This is a genomic window from Mycobacterium paragordonae (assembly GCF_003614435.1).
Lineage (GTDB): Bacteria > Actinomycetota > Actinomycetes > Mycobacteriales > Mycobacteriaceae > Mycobacterium > Mycobacterium paragordonae.
On the sequence record NZ_CP025546.1, the window covers coordinates 4,667,266 to 4,689,054 of the forward strand.

The following is a 21,789-nucleotide window of genomic DNA, read 5'->3' on the forward strand; positions in this document are numbered from 1 at the left end:
TCCACGGGTCGGGCGGCGGCTGCGCGTCGTCGGTCACTGCGGATCACGACCGAACAGCGTGCGGGCGGCGCCGGCGGTGACGACCGAACCGGTAATGACAATGCCTGTGCCGGAGTACATCTCATCCTCCTGATCGGCCGCGTCGACCAGCGCGGTCGCGGCGTCGATGGCGTCGCGCAGGTTGTCGGCCGGGATCACCCGGTCAGGCCCGAACCGCTCCTGCGCCGCGGTTGCCAGTGTCTCGACGTCGAGTGCCCGCGGCGAACCGTTGTGGGTGACGACGACGGAGTCGAACACCGGTTCCAGCGCGGCGAGGATGCCGTCCACATCCTTGTCGGCCAGCACCGCGACCACCCCCACCAGCGTGCGGAAGTCGAACTCGTCGGCGAGGGTCTGCGCGAGCGCGGCCGCACCGGCCGGGTTGTGCGCGGCGTCGATGAACACCGTGGGGGCGCTGCGCATGCGCTCCAGCCGTCCGGGACTGGTGACCGCGGCGAAACCGGCCCGCACCGCGTCCACATCCAGCTGGCGCTGCGCGCCGGCACCGAAGAACGCCTCCACCGCCGCCAGCGCCAGCGACGCGTTGTGCGCCTGATGCTCACCGTGCAGGGGCAGGAAGATGTCCGGGTACACCCCGCCCAGGCCCTGCAACTGCAGCAGCTGCCCGCCGATGGCCACCTGCCGGCCCAGCACGGCGAACTCCGAGTCCTGCCGGGCGACCGCGGCGTCGGCGCGCACCGTCTGAGCGAGCAGCACGTCCATCACCTCGGGCACCTGGCGCCCGATCACCGCGACGGTGTCCGGCGACCCTTCGGGCGCTCGGGTGATGATGCCCGCCTTCTCCTTGGCGATCCCCGCGATGTCGGCGCCCAGATAGTCGACGTGGTCGACGCTGATCGGGGTGATGACGGCCACCGGCGCGTTCAGCACGTTGGTGGCGTCCCAGCTGCCACCCATACCGACCTCGACGACAGCGACGTCGACGGGCGCATCGGCGAACGCCGCGAACGCCATCGCGGTAAGCACCTCGAACTTGCTCATCGCCGGTCCCCCGTCAGCCTGCGACTGCTGGTCGACCATGTGCACGAACGGCTCGATCTCCCGGTAGGTGTCCACGTACTGCGCCGGCGTGATCGGCTCGCCGTCGATCGAGATGCGTTCGACCGCCGACTGCAGGTGTGGGCTGGTGGTGCGGCCGGTGCGCTGCTGCAGCGCGGTGATCAGCGCGTCGATCATCCGCGCGACCGACGTCTTGCCGTTGGTGCCGGCGATGTGAATCGACGGGTAGCTCAACTGCGGTGACCCGAGCAGGTCCATCAGGGCGCTGATCCGGGTCAGGCTCGGCTCGATGCGGGTCTCCGGCCAGCGCTGGTCAAGTAGATGTTCGACCTGCAGCAGGGAGGCGATCTCATCCGGGGTGGGAACCAGCCGGGTGCCGGACTCCCAGTCCTCCGATTCGGAACTCATTACAGCGCCGCCAATTTGGCGGTGATCCGGTCGGTCTCCTCCTGGGCCACCTGCTGGCGCGCGCGAATCTTGTCCACGACGGCCTCCGGCGCCTTGGCCAGGAAGTCGGCGTTGCCGAGTTTGGCCGCGGTGGATGCCAGCTCCTTTTGCGCTGCGGCCAGGTCCTTTTCCAGGCGTCGACGCTCGGCGGCCACGTCGATGGTGCCCGAGGTGTCCAGTTCGACGACGACCGTTGCCGTGCTCAGGCGGACCTCGAGGGAGGCCGACGCAGCGAAGCCGCCACCCGGTTCGGTCAGCCAGGCCAGCGACGTCACGGCGGGAACCTGATTACTCAGACCGGCGTCATCGACACCGACCAACCGGGCCGGCACCTTCTGCCGGTCGGCCAGGCCCTGATCGCTACGGAACCGGCGCACCTCGGTCACCAACTTCTGCATGTCGGTGATCCGTTGCGCGGCAACCGGATCCAGCGTGATGCCGGAAGGCTTGGGCCAATCCGCGATCACCAGCGACTCCTGACCGGTGAGCGCCTGCCAGAGGGCTTCGCTGATGAAGGGAATCACCGGATGCAGCAGTCGCAGCAGGGTGTCCAGGCCGGCGGCCAGCACCGCGGTGGTACCCGAAAGCCCCTGCGCCAGCTGCGTTTTGGCGAGCTCGAGATACCAGTCGCAGAATTCGTCCCAGGCGAAGTGGTAGAGCGCCTCGCAGGCGCGGCTGAACTCGTAACTGTCGAAGGCCGCATCGACTTCCGCGCGAACCTCTTCCAGCCGGCCCAGCACCCAGCGGTCGGCATCGGTGAGTTCGTCGGGCAGCGGCGCCAGGGCGGCGCCGTTCATCAGCGCATACCTGGTGGCGTTGAACAGTTTGGTGCCGAAGTTGCGGGACGCCCGCACCGCGTCCTCGCCGATTGCGAGGTCGCCGCCCGGACTGGCGCCGCGCGCCAGGGTGAACCGCAGGGCGTCGGCCCCGAACTTGTCCATCCACTCGAGCGGGTCGATGACGTTGCCCTTGGACTTGCTCATTTTCCGGCCGAACTCGTCGCGGATCAACCCGTGCAGGAACACGTCGGTGAACGGCACCTGCGGGCCGCGACGACCGTCGAGGGTGATGACGTCGTCGCCGCCGACGTAGGTGCCGAACATCATCATCCGGGCCACCCAGAAGAACAGGATGTCGTAGCCGGTGACCAGAACACTTGTCGGATAGAACTTTTCCAGCGCCGCGGTCTTCAACGGCCAGCCCAGGGTGGAGAACGGCCACAACGCCGAGGAGAACCAGGTGTCCAGCACGTCGCTGTCCTGCTCCCACCCGTCCGGCGGGGTGTCGTCGGGACCGACGCACACCATTTCCCCGTTGGGCCCGTACCAGATCGGGATACGGTGGCCCCACCACAGCTGCCGAGAGATGCACCAATCGTGCATGTCGTCCACCCACGCGAACCACCGCGGCTCCAGGCTTGCCGGGTGAATCACGGTGTCGCCATTGCGAACCGCGTCACCGGCAGCCTTGGCCATCGACTCCACCCGGACCCACCACTGCAGGGACAGCCGGGGTTCGATCGGCTCACCACTACGCTCGGAATGCCCAACGCTGTGCAGGTAGGGCCGCTTCTCCTCGACGACCCGGCCCTGGGCGGCAAGTGCCTCGCGCACTTTGACCCGGGCTTCGAACCGGTCCATGCCGTCGAATTGCGTTCCGGTGTCGGCGATCCGGCCCTTGGTGTCCATGATCGAGGGCATCGGGAGCTGATGACGCATCCCGATCTCGAAGTCATTGGGATCGTGGGCGGGGGTGACTTTCACTGCGCCGGTGCCGAATTCGGGATCGACATGCTCGTCTGCGACCACAATCATTTCGCGATCGACGAACGGGTGCGGCAGGCGAGTACCGACCAGATGGCGGTAACGGTCGTCGTCGGGGTGCACCGCAATGGCGGTGTCGCCCAGCATGGTCTCCACCCGGGTGGTCGCGACCACGATGTGGGGTTGTGAATCGTCGAGCGAGCCGTAGCGGAACGACACCAGCTCGCCTTCGACGTCCTGGTAGTTGACCTCGAGGTCCGAGATCGCCGTCTCGAGCACCGGCGACCAGTTGACCAGCCGTTCGGCCTGATAGATCAGGCCGTCGTCGTAGAGGCGTTTGAAGATCGTCCGCACCGCCCGCGACAGGCCCTCGTCCATCGTGAAGCGGTCCCGGCTCCAGTCCACGCCGTCGCCGAGCCGGCGCATCTGGCCGCCGATCGCGCCGCCGGACTCGCGCTTCCAATCCCAGACCTTGTCGACGAACAACTCGCGGCCGAAGTCCTCTTTGGTCTTGCCGTCGACCGCCAGCTGCTTTTCCACCACGCTCTGGGTGGCGATGCCGGCGTGGTCCATGCCCGGCTGCCACAGCACCTCGTAGCCCTGCATGCGCTTACGCCGGGTCAGCGCGTCCATCATCGTGTGTTCCAGCGCGTGGCCCATGTGCAGGCTGCCGGTCACATTCGGCGGTGGAAGCACGATCGAGTACGCGGGCTTGGTGCTCTCCGGGTCGGCGGTGAAGTAGCCGGCGTCCACCCATTTCTGGTAGATCGCGCCCTCCATCGCGGCCGGATCCCAGGACTTGGGCAGCTGGTCATCGGCGGGGCGGGGGCTGGCGGTCACCGGTCAATTCTAGGAACCGCCAGCCGCTCCCGTGTAAGGGCCTGAAACCCCAGGTGAATCCCGACTACGGGATGGTGAGCACCTGCCCGGGGTGGATCAGGTCGGGGTTCGGGATCCCGCTGGCGTCGGCGATGACCTGATACTTGCTGCCGTCGCCGTAGAACCGCTCCGCGATCGCCCACAGGGTGTCGCCGGACTCGACGGTGTAGGTGCGTGCGGGTTCGGGTTCGGGTTCGGCCGGCGGGGCTTCGGCCGCGGGTTCGGCGGGCGCTTCGGCGACAGCGTTCTCCGCCGGCTCATCCGATCCCCACCAGCCGGATTGACCCGAGCCCGAGCCGGACTTCTGCGCCTCGGCCACAGGCTCGGGCGGCGGCGGCCCGTCGGTCTCGGTCTTGGTGGACCAGGCAGGCCCGTCGGCCGCGTACAGCACCAGGTTCCGGTCGTCCTGCAGAACGAGCTGGACCTGCTTCTTGCCCTTGGTGTCGCTGTGCCACACCGGCTTGTCGGCGGTGTAGAGCACGAAGTTGCCGTCGGTCTGCACCTCGGCGCGCACCACGTCCTGGCCATTGGTCGAGGTTGACCAGATCGGCTTGCCCCATACGGCCAGCACCAGGTTGCCGTCGTCCTGCAGGGTCAGCGTGTAGGCACCGTTGTTCGACGTCAGGGACTCGCCCTTTACCAGCTTCTGACCTTCGGTGAGCCTGTCTGCCATGAGCTTTCCTCTCCATACCTATCGTTACGGGACCTGAAAACCATTGGTCGCCAACGCGACCGAAACAGCGCGCCTCAGCTCAGTCCTGTTGTGGCGCAGATTATTTCTTACCACCGAGCAGGCCGCCGAGAATGTCGCCGAGGCCACCGCCCTTACCGCCCAGCACGCTGCCGAGAATGCCGCCCAGCGACTTGTCGTTACCGCCGCCCAGGATACTGCCCAGGATGTCGCCCAGCCCGCCACCGGAGCTGCGTTGCTGCGAGGCGGGGGTCTCGGCGGCGCCACCGGAATTGAGTTGTTTTCCGATGTACGCCAACACGATTGGCAAGATGATGGGCAGCAGTTGCTTGAGCAGTTCGCTGTTGCCGGCGCCACCGCCGGCCAGTGCCGTGGCGACTTCGTTGGTGTCCTTGCCGCCGAAGAGCGTCGCGACCGCCTGGTGCCCATCGTTCTCGTCGACGTGGTCGACGCCGCCGCCGGCGTCGAGTAGCCCGCGGGCGGCGTGCCCGCTGGCGGCATCCTCGATCTTGCTGGCGTGCTCGGGGTCTTGCGACGTGTGCTGCAGGCCGCTGAGCAGCACCGGCACCAGGGTGTGCACCGCCTTGTCGACCTCGCCCTGGTCGGCCCCCAGCTTCGTCGCGATGTCCGAGGTGGGAATCTGCGAGTAGAGATCGTCGAGAGCGGCCATCGTGATCCACCTTCGTCGCTGGGATGGGAGGTGAGCAGCTTCGACACTAGACGCACCCGATCTGGATCAACACCCTTGGATCAGGCGGATTTCAACTAGTGCGTCAATTTAACCGTTCGGTCCGCAGCTCGATACCTGCGTGTGGGAACCGGGCCAACAACGCGTCGCCCATGGCCGCCGCCGGGGTCAGCACGCCATGCAGGTCGGGGAGCTTGTCGCGGTCCTTGGCCAAGGCAAGACCGCACTCTCCCAACATCACCGAGGTGGCCTTGTACCCGGGGTCGCCGCGCTGTTCCATGCGCGCCACGTAGCGGGCGCCGGACGTCGTGGTGGTGTACGTCTCGACCTTGTAGAAGCCGCGTTCGCGGGCCTTGTCACTGGGGCCGCTTCCCGACTTGGGCAGGACGCGCTCCAACAGCTTCGCCGGGACCCGGTCCAGAACGCGACTGCCCAACCCGAAGAACGCACTGGTGAACCCGGTCATGACCGCCGACGCGACGGGCGCGACCGGGGACGAGCCCACGCTCATGGTTTCGGTGTAGCGGAACGTGCGGCCGTAGGCCCACTTCATCAGTGCGTTGCTGCGTCGCACGATACGGGTGTTGCTGGGCGCCATCGGGAATGCAGCTGTCCACAGTCCGGCCAGTTCCGGTGCGATCCGGCTACCCCGGCGCAAGGTCAGGTCCGGCTGCGTGCCCAGCTCCGGCTCGGCCGCGCGATCTGTGCTCAGCGTGTACGGATCGGACATTTGCCGTCGCACATCGGAGTCCCGCGCGGCGGCTCTCATGATCTCGACGCCCGAGGCGATGGTTCCTCCCGATGCTCCACCCCGCATCGAACGCACCACGAAGTTGGTCTCGCCCAGCTCGCCCGCACCATCGTCGTGCGCGGCACGGTAGAGTGCGAACACGGTCAGGTCTGACGGGACGGAGTCGAATCCGCACGCGTGCACGATCCGCGCGCCGGTGTCGGCAGCCTGCTTGTGATAGAGGTCGATGCTTTCGCGCATGAAGTTCGCCTCGCCGGTCAGGTCGGCGTAGTCGGTGCCGGCCGCGGCACACGCCGCCACCAGGGGCAGCCCATAGCGGGTGTAGGGACCCACCGTGGTGATGACGACCCGGGTGCGGGCGGCCATTTCTTTGAGCGAGGACTCGGAGGTGGCGTCGGCAGAGATCAGCGCCCAGTCCTGGGCGCCGGGTCCCAACGTCTTACGGACGGCTTCCAGTCGTTCTCGAGACCTGCCGGCCAGCGCGATTCGCGCGTCTCCCCCCGCCCGGGCGAGGTATTCGGCGGTCAGCTTCCCCACGAAGCCCGTTGCCCCATAGACGATGATGTCGAATTCGCGTGGCGTCTCGGTCACCCGGTTGACGCTACCCCCGGACGGGTGATGACCCGGATGGTGGCCCGCAGACGACGAATGCCGGGCCCGAAGGCCCGGCACTCGCCGTGCGCGTTAGCGCGTATTCAGTTCTCGGTTTTGATCAGCCGCGGCGGCCGCAGACCGGCCACGCGCCGATGCCCTGCGAATGCAGCACGTTCTCGGCCACGCGGATCTGCTCTTCACGGCTGGCGCCGGCTGCCGAGCCCGAGCCACCGTTGGCATGCCAGGTGCTGGAGGTGAACTGCAGGCCACCGGAGTAGCCGTTGCCGGTGCTGATCGCCCAGTTGCCACCGGACTCGCACTGTGCGATCGCGTCCCAGTTGACGCTGTACGCCTTGACCGGAGCCGGTGCGGGGACCTCGTCGACGGGCGGGGCGTCCGGAGCCGGGAGGTTCGGGTCGAAGCCCACGTTCTCCGGTGCCGGCGGGGCGTCAGGCGCCGGGGGGGCGTCCGGGGCCGGCAGGTTCGGGTCGAAGCCCACGTTCTCCGGGGCCGGCGGCGCGTCAGGCGCCGGCAGGCCCGGGTCGAAGCCGGGAGCGACATTGGGGTCCACGCCCTGGACATCCGCATGAGCGATGCCGGTGGTCGGCACGGTCACGAGGGTTCCGGTAATCGCGGCGACAATGAGCGTCTTGCGGACGTTCTTCAACAATCTTCCTTTCGTTGCGCGCGCGCTGAAGACAGCCCACAGAAGTGGGGCGGGTGTTGCTTAGTGCGTCAATGACGCTGAGAACGCTTCAGGGCGTGCCGTCTCGTTTCGGCACGACAGCGGAGGACATGGTCTGCCCGGCGCGGCCGCTGGCCGACGCCTGCGGGGCGGCACCCCTATCGAGTGCCGTCTCCCACTCCGCTCACACGCGGGTCCGTGGATTCAATTTTCCAATTATTTTTGGTGCCCATTTTTGGGCTAAAAGGACCGTACGATAACGATTTGGATTCGTCACTTCGGCAAAGTTGGGTATCCCATACCGATAACGAGTCGATCACGGATCGGTACAGGAATGGTCTGTGCAGGTCAGACGACGGATTCCGGCGCCCGTCGGCCGCTCCGGACTACCCCTTCTTCGTGAGCCGAATCACGCCGATATTGTGAGCTGGGCCACCGGATTTCGCTATCCGACGCGCGACCAACAACACGTGAAGATAACGATGGCAGGGTGACGTGGCACACAACTCACCATTTCAATTGGCGTCTGTCACAAAAGCTTTCACGGACATCGGTATCCAGCGAAAACCAGGGTTCATGTGAATGTTCTTTGAATTCACCATGTCTCGGAGCACGACGTGAGCCCGCTTCAAAGATGTTGTGGCGCAACGCCGTCACCGGCGCAAGGGAACCGTCAACGTCCCTGACGCACCGGGGTCCGCAAATCGTCCACCGTGTTCACGTTGGTCAGCGCTTCGGATTCCGTCAGCACGATCTGCTGAGCATCCGACGCGTCGATGAGGTCGCTCATTTTGCGCGCGCCGGCGGCGACCAACGCGTCGATGCGGTCGGCGAGGTCCGTGCGGTAGATCGCGGCGAGGTAGTGGCTGCGACCGTCCCACGGCATTACCACCTCGGCGTTGGTCTCGACGGCGAGGCGGAACAGTTCTTCGATCAAATCGACTGTCAGAGAAGGCATGTCGACCGCAGCGACAAACGCGTAGCGCGCCCCGGCCGCCGCGGCGGCCCGCAGTCCGCGTCCGGTCGCCGGCAGTGGGCCCAGCCCGCGCACCTCGTCGCGCAAGATCTGCACCGACAGCGCGGGCAGCGGTTGTCCCGGCGCCGCCATCACGTAGACCGGCGAACAGCGTTGCGACACAACGTCAACCACACGCTCCACCATCGTGCCCGTCCCGCCGGGCAGCGGCAGGGTGGCCTTGTCACGGCCCATCCGGCGCGATTCGCCGCCGGCGACGACGACGCCGGCCAGTGCAACGTCTTCAGCCACTCGCCACCTCAGTCCACGGTCCAGGTATCACGCCCGCGCAGCAGCGACTGCAGGGCGGCTTCATCCGATGGGATCGAATTCTGGGCGGACTCTACCTGCGAGCGGGCGGCGTCGTCATAGGTGGGTCGGCTGATGTCGCGGAAGATGCCCATCACCATGTGGTCGAGGTTCTGATCCGACAAGCGCGACAACGCGAATGCGTACGCCGAATCATCGCCGTGCGCGTCGTGCACCACGATTTCCTCTTGAGCGACGTCGGCGGTCTTGGCCACGTCGAGACCGAAGCCCGACTTCACCACGCAGTACTCGCCATTGGCGCCGAACACGATCGGCTCTCCGTGGCGGACCTTGATCACCCGCTCCTCGGCGCCTTCCTTGCGCAGCGCGTCGAACGAGCCGTCATTGAAGATCGGGCAGTCCTGCATGATCTCGACCAGCGCGGCCCCACGGTGCTGGGCCGCGGCCCGAAGCACCTCCGTCAGGCCGGCACGATCCGAATCCAGTGCGCGCCCAACGAAAGTCGCTTCGGCCCCCAACGCCAGCGACACCGGGTTGAACGGGTGGTCCAGCGAACCCATCGGCGTCGACTTGGTGACCTTGCCAACCTCCGAGGTCGGCGAGTACTGGCCCTTGGTCAGGCCGTAGATGCGGTTGTTGAACAACAGAATGGTGAGGTTGACGTTGCGGCGCAGCGCGTGGATGAGGTGGTTGCCGCCGATCGACAACGCGTCACCGTCGCCGGTGACCACCCAGACGGACAGGTCCTCGCGCGCGAGCGCCAACCCCGTGGCGATGGCCGGCGCGCGGCCGTGGATCGAGTGGAAACCGTAGGTCTCCAGGTAATACGGGAACCGGCTCGAGCAGCCGATACCACTGATGAAAACGATGTTCTCGCGGCGCAACCCGAGCTCGGGCAGGAAGTTGCGGATGGTGTTGAGGATGACGTAGTCACCGCACCCCGGACACCAGCGCACCTCCTGCTCGCTGGTGAAGTCCTTGCCCTTCTGCGGCGGGTCTTCTTCAGACAGCCGAGGCACCCCGTCGTTCTTGGTCACTCTCGGGGTCACACCCAGATTGGTGCCGATCAGGCTAGTCACGGGCGCCGCTCCTCCTCATCGCTTCGCCTGACCTCACGCGCTGACCCCCGCTTCAACGTGGGCCGCCGACAATCTGGCGATTATGGTCTTGTCCTGCTCGAGCTCGGTCAGTCTTCCGGCCAGCGCGGCCCGGATGAACCGGCCTATCTCGTCGGCCAGGAACGAGACGCCCTTGACCTTGGTCACCGATTTCACGTCGACCAAATACTTGGCACGCAACAACATTGCGAGCTGGCCCATGTTCATCTCGGGGCACACCACTTTGGGGTATCGGTGCAACACGTCGCCCAGGTTCGCCGGGAACGGGTTCAGGTACCGAAGGTGGGCGTGCGCCACCTTCTTGCCCCGGCGGCGCGCGCGCCGGCAGGCTTCACCGATCGGACCGTAGGAACTCCCCCAGCCGAGCAGCAGCAGCTCTGCGTCACCGGTGGGGTCGTCGACCTCGAGGTCCGGAACCCGGATGCCGTCGATCTTGGCCTTGCGGATCCGGACCATCAGGTCGTGGTTGGTGGGGTCGTAAGAGATGTCCCCTGATCCGTTGGCCGCTTCTAGCCCCCCGATCCGATGCTCGAGCCCGGGGGTGCCGGGCACCGCGAACTGGCGGGCGAGGGTGTCGCGGTGCCGGGCGTACGGCTCGAAGGGCTCACCCGGTTTGGCGAAGATGTGCTTGATCGGCTCGAACGAGGTCACGTCCGGAATCGCCCAGGGCTCAGAGCCGTTGGCGATCGCGCCGTCGGACAACAGGATCACCGGGGTGTGGTACGACACCGCGATCCGCACCGCCTCCACCGCGGTCTCGAAGCAATCGGAGGGCGACCGCGGAGCCACCACCGCCACCGGTGACTCGCCGTTGCGGCCGAACAACGCCTGCAGCAGGTCGGCCTGCTCGGTCTTGGTGGGCAGACCGGTGGACGGTCCGCCGCGCTGGACGTCGATGACGATCAACGGCAGCTCGGTCATCACGGCCAGGCCCATGGCTTCGGATTTCAGCGAGATTCCCGGTCCCGAGGTGCTGGTGACGCCGAGCGCCCCACCGTAGGAGGCGCCGATCGCGGCACAGATGCCACCGATCTCGTCCTCGGCCTGGAAGGTGATGACGTTGAAGTTCTTGTGCTTGGACAGCTCGTGCAGGATGTCCGACGCCGGGGTGATCGGGTAGCTGCCGAGCATCACCTGCTTGTTGGCCAGGTGGCCGGCGGCGACAATGCCGTAGGCCAGTGCGGTATTGCCGGAGATCTGCCGGTACTCGCCGGGCGGCAACGAGGCCTTGGACACCTCGTAGGTGGTCCCGAACGCCTCGGTGGTTTCGCCGTAGTTCCAGCCGGCCTTCAGCGCCAGCACGTTGGCCTCGGCGATGTCGGGCTTGCGGGCGAACTTCTCCCTGATGAAGGTTTCGCTGGTCTGGACCGGCCGCCCGTACATCCACGACAGCAGGCCGAGGGCGAACATGTTCTTGGCGCGCTGGCCGTCCTTCTTGGTGGCGCCGATCGCTTCGACGGCCCCGAGGGTCAGCGTGGTCATCGGCACGGAGTGCACCACGTATTCCTCGAGCTCGTCGGACTCCAAAGGATTGGTCACATAACCGACTTTGGTGAGATTGCGCTTGGTGAATTCGTCGGAATTGGCGATCACCATTCCCCCGCGCGGCAGGTCGCCGATGTTGGCCTTTAGCGCGGCTGGATTCATGGCCACCAGAACGTCGGGACGGTCCCCGGCGGTCAGGATGTCATAGTCGGCGATCTGGATCTGGAAAGACGAGACGCCGGGCAATGTGCCTGCCGGAGCGCGAATCTCGGCCGGATAGTTAGGCTGCGTGGCCAAGTCGTTGCCGAAAAGAGCGGCCTCCGAGGTGAATCGGTCACCGGTCAACTGCATGCCGTCGCCGGAGTCTCCCGCGAATCGGATGACGACATTCTCCAGTCGCTGTCGACTGGACCCATTCTGAGACTCTTCCCCGGCGCCGTTGCCGTTCGGATTCACGTCTCCGCCTTCCAACTTGGTATCCGGACAGGCACTCCGCTGCAGTCCAGATTACGCGCGCTGAAGTGCCGTCTCCGCTGTCACGTTTTATGTCACTGGCGGTACCAATTATGACACTTCTCTAAGGGTGTACAGCCGTACTCTTAAGCTTGTTACCGGCGAGTATGCAGGTAAAAGCCGATGTCAGGCTGACGCCGGGTGCGGGCAGGAACAAAACTGTGGTATTGGTCACTTTATCGGCGTGGCGGTGTCCGGCCGGGTTTCCGATCGCGTTTCGGTGCCTGTTTTCGAGCCTGTTTTCGGTCCCGTCTCCGGCATGGCTATCAGATACAGGACGAATCCCGCGCCCGCGATAGCCCCAAGCGACAGGAACGCCGTGTGATATCCGGCGGCGACGACGATCGAGCCGGCCACGTAGTTGGAGACCGCGGCCCCGATCCCCATCGCCGCGGTGACGCCGCCCAGGCTCACGTTGAACCGGCCCGTCCCGTGCGTCACGTCCTGGACCACCAGTGGGAACAGCGCACCGAAAACTCCGGCGCCGACTCCGTCCAGCAACTGCACGCCCACCAGCCAGTACGAGTTGTCCGACAGCGTGTACAGAAAGCCGCGCGCGGTGAGCACCGCGAAGCCGATCAGGAAGATTGGTTTGCGGCCCCAGGCGTCGGCTCTGGCGCCGGCCAGGTAGGCGACCGGGACCATCACCAGTTGCGCGGCGACGATGCACGCCGCCATCAGGGCGGTACCGACGTCTTTGTTATGCAGCGCCAGCAGTTGCCCGACCAGGGGCAGCATTGCGGCGTTGGCGAAGTGGAATGCCACCACCGCCACCGCGAACGTCACGAGCCTGCGGTTGCGCAGCAGCGCGGTCACCGGTTGCACCTGCCGGTGACCTCCGCCGGGCGGGTGGTCCATGCCGCGGGCGACGTCGTGGTCGATGACGTCACCGGGTATCCACAAGGTCGCGGCCACGCTCCCGGCGGCCATCGCGGCCAGCACCCAGAACACCACGGCTGGACCGAAGAAGTAGGCCAGTCCCCCGGTGACCGCCGCGGCCGCCGCGTTGCCGGCGTGGTTGAACGACTCGTTGCGCCCGATGCGGCGGGCGAAGAATCGCGGGCCGACCACACCCAGCGTGATGGCGGCCAGTGCCGGCGCGAAGATCGAGCCGGCCATGCCGGTGATGACCTGAAGGAAGGAGATCGGATACAGGCGCGGAAACAGCGGCATTGCCAGGGAGCCGGCGGTCACGATCAGCGCGCCGACGATGATCAGGCCGCGCTTGGCCGTCGTTGTGTCGACCAGGGCGCCGACCGGAGCCTGCGCGACTATGGCACCGATGCCACCGATCGCCATCACGAAACCGATCGATTCCTGATCCCAGTGGTGGGTGATCAACAGATAGATCGACAGGTATGGACCCAGGCCGTCGCGAACGTCAGCGAGCAGTAGGTTCAGCAGGTCCAGCGAGCGCGCCAGGCGCCGCGAAACAGCGTCACCGGGCACCCACAGTAGTTACCCAAGTTCGCCTGCGGTCATGCCGACTTCGCAGGCGGAACTGCCAGCGGTCAGGCGCTCTTGTCGCGGCGCTCGGAACGGGAAGGCTTGCGCGGCACGATCGTCGGGAGCACGTTGTCCTGCACGGTCTCCTTGGTGACGACCACCTTGGCGACGTCGTCGCGGCTCGGGATGTCGTACATCACCGGCAGCAGGACTTCCTCCATGATGGCGCGCAGACCGCGAGCGCCGGTGCCGCGGTGAATGGCCTGGTCGGCGATCGCGTCCAGCGCGTCTTCGGCGAACTCCAACTCCACGCCGTCCATCTCGAACAGCCGGGTGTACTGCTTCACCAGAGCGTTCTTCGGCTCCGACAGGATCTTGACCAACGACTCCTTGTCGAGGTTGGTGACCGAGGCGACCACCGGGAGGCGTCCGATGAACTCGGGGATCAAGCCGAACTTGATCAGGTCCTCGGGCATCACTTCGGCGAAGTGGTCGGTGGTGTCGATCTCGGCCTTCGAGCGCACCTCGGCGCCGAAGCCCAGACCCCGCTTGCCGACCCGCTCGTAGATGATCTTCTCCAGACCGGCGAACGCGCCCGCCACGATGAACAGCACGTTGGTGGTGTCGATCTGGATGAATTCCTGGTGGGGGTGCTTGCGGCCGCCCTGCGGGGGCACCGACGCCTGGGTGCCTTCCAGGATCTTCAGCAGCGCCTGCTGAACGCCCTCACCGGAGACGTCGCGAGTGATCGACGGGTTCTCGCTCTTGCGGGCGATCTTGTCGACCTCGTCGATGTAGATGATGCCGGTCTCGGCGCGCTTGACGTCGTAGTCCGCGGCCTGGATGAGCTTGAGCAGGATGTTCTCGACGTCCTCACCGACGTAACCGGCCTCGGTCAACGCGGTGGCGTCGGCGATGGCGAAGGGCACGTTGAGCATCTTGGCCAGGGTCTGGGCCAGGTAGGTCTTGCCGCAGCCGGTGGGACCGAGCATCAGGATGTTGGACTTGGTCAACTCGACCGGCTCGTACCGGGAGTCGCGACCCTTCTCCCCGGCCTGGATACGCTTGTAGTGGTTGTAGACCGCGACAGCCAGCGTCCGCTTGGCGGTGTCCTGCCCGATGACGTAGCCCTCCAGGAAGTCCCGGATCTCGATGGGCTTGGGCAGCTCGTCGAGCTTCACGTCGTCGGCGTCGGCGAGCTCCTCTTCGATGATCTCGTTGCACAGGTCGATGCACTCATCGCAGATGTACACACCGGGACCCGCAATGAGTTTCTTGACCTGCTTTTGGCTCTTCCCGCAGAACGAGCACTTCAGCAAGTCACCGCCGTCTCCGATGCGCGCCATGATGCCTCAGGGCCTACTTCCTGTGTCGCCGTTCGTCTTGCCTGCCGCGTGTATCCCACGACGCTACCCGTTTGTTCCGGCCTGTCGCGACCGATAACGCCGAATAGCTTCCTTGGTATTTGCTGGTGCTCACTCCGCTGGGTACTTCTCGTGTGAGTGCAACATATCCTCCGACGGGGTCCGCCACTCGCCGGGACGCGCAATACGTGTCCCTGGCGTGTCGCGGTCGTAACCCCGCCGACGCTGGTGGGCCCTCCGGGAGCGGACCACCAGGCATCAACCCTACCGCGACCCCGTCCCGCCAGCAGACGCAAAATCGCCCCGGAACGCGCGTCCCGGGGCGATTTCGCGTCTGCTCGCCCGTCAGGTGTTCTGCGCCGACAGCTTGCGGTACTCGAGGACGGTGTCGATGATCCCGTACTCCTTGGCGTCTTCGGCGGTCAGGATCTTGTCCCGGTCGGTGTCCTTGCGGACCGTCGCGGCGTCCTTGCCCGTGTGGCGGGCCAGCGTCGTCTCCATCAGCGTGCGCATCCGCTCGATCTCGGCGGCCTGGATCTCCAGGTCGGAGAACTGCCCCTGGATCACACCCGAGAGCGACGGCTGGTGGATCAGCACCCGCGCGTTCGGCAGCGCCATCCGCTTACCCGGGGTGCCGGCGGCCAGCAGGACCGCGGCGGCCGACGCGGCCTGACCCAGGCACACCGTCTGAATGTCGGCGCGCACGTACTGCATGGTGTCGTAGATGGCCATCAGCGAGGTGAAGCCACCGCCCGGCGAGTTGATGTACATGGTGATGTCGCGGTCGGGGTCCAGCGACTCCAGCACGAGCAACTGCGCCATGATGTCGTTCGCCGACGCGTCGTCGACCTGGACACCGAGGAAGATGATGCGTTCCTCGAACAGCTTGTTGTACGGGTTGGACTCTTTGACGCCGAAGCTGGAGTGTTCGATGAACGACGGCAGGATGTAGCGCGCCTGCGGCTGGGTCTGCGGGTTCAGAGGGTTCACTGGACTTCTCCGTTGCTGATGTGGGCGGCGCGCGTGATGATGTGGTCGACGAAGCCGTATTCCAGCGCTTCGGGTGCGGTGAACCAGCGGTCGCGGTCGGAGTCGGCCTCGATGCGCTCGATCGACTGGCCGGTGAACTCGGCGTTGAGCCGGAACATCTCCTTCTTGATGACGGCGAACTGCTCGGCCTGGATGGCGATGTCGGCCGCGCTGCCCGTCACCCCGCCCAACGGCTGGTGCATCAGGATGCGCGCGTGCGGCAGCGCGTAGCGCTTACCCTTGGTGCCCGCCGCCAGCAGGAACTCGCCCATCGAGGCGGCCATTCCCATCGCATAGGTGGCGATGTCGCAGGGCGCCAGCACCATGGTGTCGTAGATGGCCATCCCGGCGCTGATCGATCCACCCGGGGAGTTGATGTAGAGGTTGATGTCTTTGTCGCCGTCCTCGGCGGCGAGCAGCAGAATCTGCGCACACAGCCGGTTGGCGACCTCGTCGTTCACCTCCGACCCCAGGAAGATGATGCGCTCGGACAGCAAGCGCTCATAGACGGAGTCCGTGAGGTTGAGACCCACCGAGTTCCCACGCATGTCAGTCACGACTGAAGTACCTGCTTTCTCGAATAGCTTGTTGGACCGACACTAACCAACCGGACCCGCCCTTTGACCCCCTGAAACGGGCGCGTTCGCTCACAGCGTCATGCGGTCGGTTCATCGGCCGTGTCGGCGTCGGCTTTCTTGGCTTTCTTGGCCTTCTTCTTCGGCTTGTCCTCGGCTTCGGCGGGGGCTGCTTCGGGAGCTGCTGAGGAAGTTTCGGAGGCAGCGTCAGCCTCGGCTACTGCTCCCGCGGCAGCGGGGGCTTCGGCGGCCGGCTCAGCCGCAGCCGCCGCCTCGTCGTCCCCGCCGTGGTCGTGGTCGTGGTCGTGATCGTGGTCGTGGTCATGGTCATGACCGTGATCGTGGTCGTGGTCCGCGTGCCGCTTGCCGAAGAACTCGCTGGTGTCGACGGCATTGCCCTCGGTGTCGGTGACGGTGGCCTTCTCGATCACCGCGGCGACGGCCAGGCCGCGCCGCACATCGGCGAACATCGCGGCGAGCTGGTTGTTCTCCTGCAGGTAGGCGAACAGCTGCTGCGGCTCGATGCCGTACTGCCGTGACGTCAGCACCAGTCGCTCGGTCAGGTCTTCCTGGCCGACCTGGACATCGAGCTCGTCGGCGATGGCGTCGAGCAGCAGCTGGCGCTTGACGTTGTTCTCGGCGGCCGCACGGGCTTCGGCGTCGAACTCGGCGCGCGAGGACCCCTGCTGTTCGAGCACCTCGTTGAACTTCACCTGGTCCTGATTCAGACCGCTCATGGCGGCCTGCAGGGTCTCGTCGATCTGGGAGCGCACAATCGCGTCCGGCACCGGGACGTCCACCTGCTCGAGCAGGGCGTCCAGGGCAGCGTTGCGGATCTGGTCCGCCTGCTGCGCGCGCTTGGTTTTCAGCACCTGCTCGCCGAGGCTCTCCCGCAACTCGTCGATGGTGTCGAACTCGCTGGCGAGCTGCGCGAACTCGTCGTCCGGCTCGGGCAGTTCGCGTTCCTTGATCGACTTGACCGTGACGGTGACCTCGGCCTCCTGGCCGGCGTGTTCGCCGGTCGCCAGCGTGGCGGTGAAGACCTTGGACTCGTCCACGGCGAGCCCGACGAGCGCGTCGTCGAGTCCCGCGATCAGGCGACCGGAACCGACCTCGTGCGACAGCCCCTCGGCGGCGGCACCGGGCACGTCTTCGCCGTCCACGGTCGCGGAGAGGTCGATCGAGACGAAGTCACCGGTCTGCACGGGCCGGTCCACGCCGGTCAGCGTGCCGAACCGGGCGCGCAGCGACTGGAGTTCGGCATCGACCTCGTCGTCGGAGACCTCGACCGGTTCGACCGAGACGCTCAGCGCGTCCAGGTCCGGAATCTCCAGCTTGGGGCGGACGTCGACCTCGGCGAAGAACTGCAGTTGCTCTCCGTATTCCTTGTGGGTCACCTGGATGTTGGGCCGGCCGATCGGCTGCACGTCGGACTCGGTGAGGGCCTGGCCGTAGCGGCTGGGCACGGCGTCCTCGATGACCTGGTCGAGCAGGGCCTCGCGGCCGAAGCGCGCCTCGAGCAGCCGGGCCGGCGCCTTGCCGGGCCGGAAGCCCGGCAACCGAACCTGCTTGGCCAACTCCTTGTAGGCCCGCTGGAAATCGGGCTCGAGTTCGGGGAACGGCACCTCCACGTTGATGCGAACCCGGGTAGGGCTCAACTGCGTCACGGTGCTCTTCACGGCGTGCTCCTCGGTGTGTCGTGTTTGCGTGCGGCGGTGCGCCGGGCGATCTGGTCGGGGTGACAGGATTTGAACCTGCGGCCTTCCGCTCCCAAAGCGGATGCGCTACCAAGCTGCGCTACACCCCGCGCTGACCACGCGATCCTACGGCCCGGCAGCACCGGGCCCGCAGAGACCTCCGGGGACCTGGCAGCTCACGGAGCGGTCACATGACTGCGTCGATTAGATTTGATCTCCACCACCACGTACAGTCTCGCTCGACTAATACTTGCGGGCGTAGCTCAATGGTAGAGCCCTAGTCTTCCAAACTAGCTACGCGGGTTCGATTCCCGTCGCCCGCTCTGAGCTCACGCTCTGCTCGACCAGAAAGGCGCCATGAGCGACGTCAAAAGCGTCAGCGTTCACGGCTCGTGCGCGTCGGACTTCGCCGGAGTGCGCGACGCGTTCGAGCAGAATTTCGTGCTGCGCGCAGAAGCGGGCGCAGCGGTCGCCGTCTGGGTCGACGGGACTCTTGTCGTCAATCTGTGGGGCGGACACGCCGACAACGCCGGCAGGCGCCCCTGGCAGGAAGACACTCTGACCACGGTGCTGTCCGGCACCAAGGGCCTGACGTCCACCTGCGTCCACCAACTCGCCGACCGCGGGGAGCTGGACCTGCACGCTCCGATCTCCCGGTACTGGCCGGAGTTCGGGCAGGCCGGCAAGGAGGACATCACGCTGGCCATGGTGATGAGCCACCGGTCGGGAGTGATCGGCCCGCGCACCCGGGTGACCACCGAGCAACTCTGCGACTGGGACTATGTCTGTGGGCAGCTTGCCGTCGCCGAACCCTGGTGGAAGCCGGGCACCGCGCAGGGCTACCACATGACGACCTTCGGGTTCATCCTCGGCGAGGTGTTCCGGCGCGTCACCGGCCGGACCATCGGGCAGTATCTGCGGACCGAGATCGCACAACCGATCGGCGCCGAAATCCACATCGGTTTGACCCAGTCCGAGCAACTGCGCTGCGCCGAGCGGGTGAACAAGCCGACCGGCCGTCAGCTGCTGGCCGAACTGCAGGCCCCGAGTGACCCGACCAGCCTGGACGACCACCCCAAGGCCGGGATGTCGATTTCGATGGGGTTCCTGGCCGATGACGACCTGGACACCGAGAACCTGCACCTGTGGCGGCAGCTCGAGTTCCCCGGCACCAACGCACAGGTGTCCGCGCTCGGCATGGCCACGTTCTACAACGCGCTCGCTCAGGAGAAATTGCTCAGCCGCGAACACATGGATCGGGTGCGCGTGTGCCAGGGCGGTTTCGAACCCGACCTGGTGCTGGGCCCGCGCGTGGCCGATCACGGCTGGGGCCTGGGCTACATGCTCAACCAGCGCTGCATCAACGGACCCAACCCGCACGTGTTCGGCCACGGCGGTCTGGGTGGCTCCTTCGCTTTCGTGGACTTGGAGCACCGGATCGGCTACAGCTACGTGTCCAACCGTTTCGACGCCAGCAAGGCCAACGCCGACCCGCGCAGTGTCGCCCTGAGCAACGAGGTGTACCGCGCGCTCGGGGTCGAGGTCGGCTGACCGCGCCCCATACTTCGCGTCGAAAGGGAATTTCCCGACGCTGTCGCGGCGTGTCCCGTCGGGACGTTCACACTCGGCGTCAGGACTGACAGTTCGGGCACCAGAAGACGTTTCGGCCTTCGAGCACCGCGGTACGTACCGTCTCGCCGCATACCCGGCACGGATCACCGGCACGCCGGTACACGTAGGTGCGCGGACGTCCCGGCGCGTAGGACGGCGCACCGTGGTCGTGTTCGGGACGGACGACGACGATTTTGCCCCGCCGCAACCCGACCTTCATCAGCGCCACCAGGTCGGTCCAGGCGGCCGCGAACTCCGCCTCCGAAATCTTCTGCCCGGGCCGGTACGGGTCGATGTGGTGGCGGAACAGCAGCTCGCTTCGGTAGACGTTGCCGACGCCGGCCATCACCGTCTGGTCCATCAACAGCGCACCAATCGGCCTGCGCGACTTGGAGATTCGCGCCCACGGCCACGCCGGGTCGGCGTCGGCGCGCAACGGGTCGGGCCCTAAGCGGGCGATCACATCGTCGACCTGGCCCGCGTCGAGCACTTCGCACACCGTCGCGCCACGAAGATCGGTGCCGTACTCGGCGCCGACCATGCGCATCCGCACCTGGCCGACGGGTTCCGGAACCGGCTCGCCCTCGGTCCGTTCCCACTCGGTGAAGACGCCGTAGAGCCCGAGATGCACGTGCACCACCGGGCCGTGTGCGTAGTGGTGAAAGAGGTGCTTACCCCAGGCGCTGGCGCGCCGCAGTACCGCTCCGTCCACGGCGGCCGCATCGGTGAATCGGCCCTGCGGGCTGGATACCGCCACCGGGCCACCGGCGTAGCGCTTCTGATGTAACCGGGCCAGCCGGTGCAGCGTGTGGCCTTCGGGCACGGGCTCTCAGTTCTGCGCGCCGGGCACCGGCGGCGCCTGGTGGGTGCGTTCGTATTCGGCGAGGATGTCGATACGACGTTGGTGGCGTTCGGCTTTCGACCACGGCGTGGCCAGGAACGCGTCGACGATGGCCAGTGCCTCGTCGAGCGTGTGCATGCGACCGCCGATGCCGATCAGCTGCGCGTTGTTGTGTTCGCGGGCCAGCGAAGCGGTCTGCACGCTCCAGGCCAGCGCGCACCGCGCGCCGGGCACCTTGTTGGCCGCGATCTGTTCGCCGTTGCCCGAACCACCGAGCACGATGCCCAGGCTGTCCGGGTCGGCGACGGTGCGCTCGGCCGCGGCGATGCAGAACGCCGGGTAGTCGTCCTCGGCGTCGTAGGCGAAGGCGCCGCAGTCGATCGGCTCGTGCCCGGTCTTCTTCAGATGCTCGATGATCTGTTGCTTGAGCTCGAAGCCGGCGTGGTCAGCACCCAGGTAGACGCGCATGCCGGACATTGTGCATCAGCGGGGACCCGGTCCCCGCACTGGCTCGTGCCGAAAGTGAACCGTGCGACGCAACCGCGGCGTGTCGCGTCGCACGGTTCACAGTCGAGTCGTCCCGACCGCGGCGACCCGCTGCACACGGCTACGCCGCGCTGCGATCGCCGGGCTAGTCGAACTGGGGCGGCTCGGTGCGCGTCCGCTTGAGTTCGAAGAAGTGCGGGTAGGACGCGAACGTCACCGAGGCGTCCCACAGCTTGCCGGCTTCCTCGCCGCGCGGGATCTTCGAGATCACGGGTCCGAAGAACGCCACCCCGTTCACGTGGATGGTCGGTGTGCCGACGTCGGGGCCTACCGCGTCCATGCCGGCGTGGTGGCTCTTGCGCAGCGCTTCGTCGTACTCAGTACTGGTGGCGGCCGCAGCGAGTTCGGCCGGGAGACCGGCGTCGGCCAGCGCGAGTTTGACCACCTCGTCGAGATCTTTATTGCCCTCGTTGTGAATCCGGGTGCCCATCGCGGTGTAGAGCGGGTCGAGCACCTTGGCGCCGTGGGCCTGCTCGGCGGCGATCGCCACCCGCACCGGCCCCCACGCCCTGACCATCATCTCCTTGTACTGCTCGGGAAGGTCTTCGCGGTTCTCGTTGAGCACCGCCAGGCTCATCACGTGAAAGTTCACTTCGATGTCGCGGACTTTCTCGACTTCGAGAATCCAGCGCGAGGTGATCCAGCACCACGGACACAGCGGGTCGAACCAGAAGTCGGCTTTGTTTTTCGAGGAGGCGTTCTCGGCCATTGCTGCGGTCCTC

At 66.4% G+C, this 21,789-nt stretch carries 18 protein-coding genes and 2 tRNA genes; 2 read left to right on the top strand and 18 right to left on the bottom strand.

Annotation, left to right across the window (positions count from 1 at the left end):
- Window positions 1–33: 33 nt before the first annotated feature.
- From folC to C0J29_RS21095, 15 genes are all read right to left on the bottom strand, one after another.
- On the bottom strand, window positions 34–1,467 hold the full coding sequence (gene folC / locus C0J29_RS21020) for a bifunctional tetrahydrofolate synthase/dihydrofolate synthase (RefSeq protein ID WP_120793450.1): 1,434 nt from the start codon (window positions 1,465–1,467) through the stop codon (window positions 34–36).
- Complete coding sequence (locus C0J29_RS21025) at window positions 1,467–4,109, bottom strand: valine--tRNA ligase (protein ID WP_120793451.1); 2,643 nt, start codon at window positions 4,107–4,109, stop codon at window positions 1,467–1,469. The genes folC and C0J29_RS21025 overlap by 1 nt, the downstream gene beginning before the upstream one ends.
- Before the next feature lie 64 nt (window positions 4,110–4,173).
- Entirely contained in the window at window positions 4,174–4,821 is a 648-nt protein-coding gene (locus C0J29_RS21030) for a LysM peptidoglycan-binding domain-containing protein (RefSeq protein ID WP_065163744.1), read from the bottom strand.
- A 100-nt stretch (window positions 4,822–4,921) separates the two neighbouring features.
- A complete protein-coding gene (locus C0J29_RS21035; RefSeq protein WP_065045609.1) occupies window positions 4,922–5,509 on the bottom strand; it encodes a DUF937 domain-containing protein in 588 nt (195 codons plus the stop codon).
- A 103-nt stretch (window positions 5,510–5,612) separates the two neighbouring features.
- Window positions 5,613–6,869, bottom strand: coding sequence for a saccharopine dehydrogenase family protein (locus C0J29_RS21040; protein ID WP_120793452.1), 1,257 nt, complete (start codon window positions 6,867–6,869; stop codon window positions 5,613–5,615).
- 121 nt (window positions 6,870–6,990) lie between these two features.
- Window positions 6,991–7,539 (bottom strand): transglycosylase family protein, encoded by a 549-nt coding sequence (locus C0J29_RS21045; RefSeq protein WP_065163742.1) that lies wholly within the window; start codon window positions 7,537–7,539, stop codon window positions 6,991–6,993.
- A gap of 691 nt (window positions 7,540–8,230) precedes the next feature.
- Window positions 8,231–8,824 (bottom strand): molybdenum cofactor guanylyltransferase, encoded by a 594-nt coding sequence (mobA, locus tag C0J29_RS21055; protein WP_371872424.1) that lies wholly within the window; start codon window positions 8,822–8,824, stop codon window positions 8,231–8,233.
- 8 nt (window positions 8,825–8,832) lie between these two features.
- A complete protein-coding gene (locus C0J29_RS21060) occupies window positions 8,833–9,921 on the bottom strand; it encodes a 2-oxoacid:ferredoxin oxidoreductase subunit beta (protein ID WP_065048967.1) in 1,089 nt (362 codons plus the stop codon).
- A 33-nt stretch (window positions 9,922–9,954) separates the two neighbouring features.
- Window positions 9,955–11,901: a 2-oxoacid:acceptor oxidoreductase subunit alpha gene (locus tag C0J29_RS21065; RefSeq protein WP_120793454.1), complete on the bottom strand. Its 1,947-nt coding sequence runs from the start codon at window positions 11,899–11,901 to the stop codon at window positions 9,955–9,957.
- Between the two features lie 228 nt (window positions 11,902–12,129).
- Window positions 12,130–13,413, bottom strand: coding sequence for an MFS transporter (locus C0J29_RS21070; RefSeq protein ID WP_120793455.1), 1,284 nt, complete (start codon window positions 13,411–13,413; stop codon window positions 12,130–12,132).
- Between the two features lie 56 nt (window positions 13,414–13,469).
- Window positions 13,470–14,750: an ATP-dependent Clp protease ATP-binding subunit ClpX gene (clpX, locus tag C0J29_RS21075; protein ID WP_120793456.1), complete on the bottom strand. Its 1,281-nt coding sequence runs from the start codon at window positions 14,748–14,750 to the stop codon at window positions 13,470–13,472.
- 363 nt (window positions 14,751–15,113) lie between these two features.
- Window positions 15,114–15,758, bottom strand: a complete 645-nt coding sequence (clpP2, locus tag C0J29_RS21080; protein WP_120793457.1) for an ATP-dependent CLP protease proteolytic subunit ClpP2 — start codon at window positions 15,756–15,758, stop codon at window positions 15,114–15,116.
- A complete protein-coding gene (locus tag C0J29_RS21085) occupies window positions 15,755–16,345 on the bottom strand; it encodes an ATP-dependent Clp protease proteolytic subunit (RefSeq protein ID WP_065048975.1) in 591 nt (196 codons plus the stop codon). The genes clpP2 and C0J29_RS21085 overlap by 4 nt, the downstream gene beginning before the upstream one ends.
- A gap of 107 nt (window positions 16,346–16,452) precedes the next feature.
- Window positions 16,453–18,051, bottom strand: a complete 1,599-nt coding sequence (gene tig / locus C0J29_RS21090) for a trigger factor (RefSeq protein WP_120793458.1) — start codon at window positions 18,049–18,051, stop codon at window positions 16,453–16,455.
- Window positions 18,052–18,102: 51 nt separating this feature from the next.
- Window positions 18,103–18,179: transfer RNA gene (locus tag C0J29_RS21095), tRNA-Pro, on the bottom strand.
- 142 nt (window positions 18,180–18,321) lie between these two features.
- Here C0J29_RS21095 and C0J29_RS21100 point away from each other — a divergent pair.
- Both C0J29_RS21100 and C0J29_RS21105 read left to right on the top strand, forming a co-directional pair.
- Window positions 18,322–18,392 (top strand) — tRNA-Gly (locus tag C0J29_RS21100).
- Between the two features lie 34 nt (window positions 18,393–18,426).
- Window positions 18,427–19,620 carry a serine hydrolase domain-containing protein gene (locus C0J29_RS21105; RefSeq protein ID WP_065163738.1) on the top strand — a complete coding sequence of 398 codons (1,194 nt, stop codon included), beginning with the start codon at window positions 18,427–18,429 and terminating at the stop codon, window positions 19,618–19,620.
- Between the two features lie 79 nt (window positions 19,621–19,699).
- On the opposite strand, the gene C0J29_RS21110 is transcribed toward C0J29_RS21105, so the two are convergent.
- The 3 genes from C0J29_RS21110 to C0J29_RS21120 all read right to left on the bottom strand — a co-directional run bounded on the left by C0J29_RS21110 (window position 19,700) and on the right by C0J29_RS21120 (window position 21,776).
- Window positions 19,700–20,503, bottom strand: coding sequence for an Fpg/Nei family DNA glycosylase (locus C0J29_RS21110; RefSeq protein ID WP_065048979.1), 804 nt, complete (start codon window positions 20,501–20,503; stop codon window positions 19,700–19,702).
- Between the two features lie 6 nt (window positions 20,504–20,509).
- On the bottom strand, window positions 20,510–20,989 hold the full coding sequence (locus C0J29_RS21115; RefSeq protein WP_197748220.1) for a ribose-5-phosphate isomerase: 480 nt from the start codon (window positions 20,987–20,989) through the stop codon (window positions 20,510–20,512).
- 163 nt (window positions 20,990–21,152) lie between these two features.
- Window positions 21,153–21,776 carry an Rv2466c family mycothiol-dependent reductase gene (locus C0J29_RS21120; RefSeq protein ID WP_120793460.1) on the bottom strand — a complete coding sequence of 208 codons (624 nt, stop codon included), beginning with the start codon at window positions 21,774–21,776 and terminating at the stop codon, window positions 21,153–21,155.
- Window positions 21,777–21,789: the final 13 nt, after the last annotated feature.

What these genes read in the sequence shown, in the direction of transcription:
- folC (WP_120793450.1), bottom strand. Translation starts at nt 1,467, where the DNA reads ATGAGTTCCGAATCGGAGGACTGGGAGTCCGGCACCCGGCTGGTTCCC.
- C0J29_RS21030 (WP_065163744.1), bottom strand. Translation starts at nt 4,821, where the DNA reads ATGGCAGACAGGCTCACCGAAGGTCAGAAGCTGGTAAAGGGCGAGTCC.
- C0J29_RS21035 (WP_065045609.1), bottom strand. Translation starts at nt 5,509, where the DNA reads ATGGCCGCTCTCGACGATCTCTACTCGCAGATTCCCACCTCGGACATC.
- clpX (WP_120793456.1), bottom strand. Translation starts at nt 14,750, where the DNA reads ATGGCGCGCATCGGAGACGGCGGTGACTTGCTGAAGTGCTCGTTCTGC.
- C0J29_RS21085 (WP_065048975.1), bottom strand. Translation starts at nt 16,345, where the DNA reads ATGCGTGGGAACTCGGTGGGTCTCAACCTCACGGACTCCGTCTATGAG.
- C0J29_RS21105 (WP_065163738.1), top strand. Translation starts at nt 18,427, where the DNA reads ATGAGCGACGTCAAAAGCGTCAGCGTTCACGGCTCGTGCGCGTCGGAC.
- C0J29_RS21115 (WP_197748220.1), bottom strand. Translation starts at nt 20,989, where the DNA reads ATGCGCGTCTACCTGGGTGCTGACCACGCCGGCTTCGAGCTCAAGCAA.
- C0J29_RS21120 (WP_120793460.1), bottom strand. Translation starts at nt 21,776, where the DNA reads ATGGCCGAGAACGCCTCCTCGAAAAACAAAGCCGACTTCTGGTTCGAC.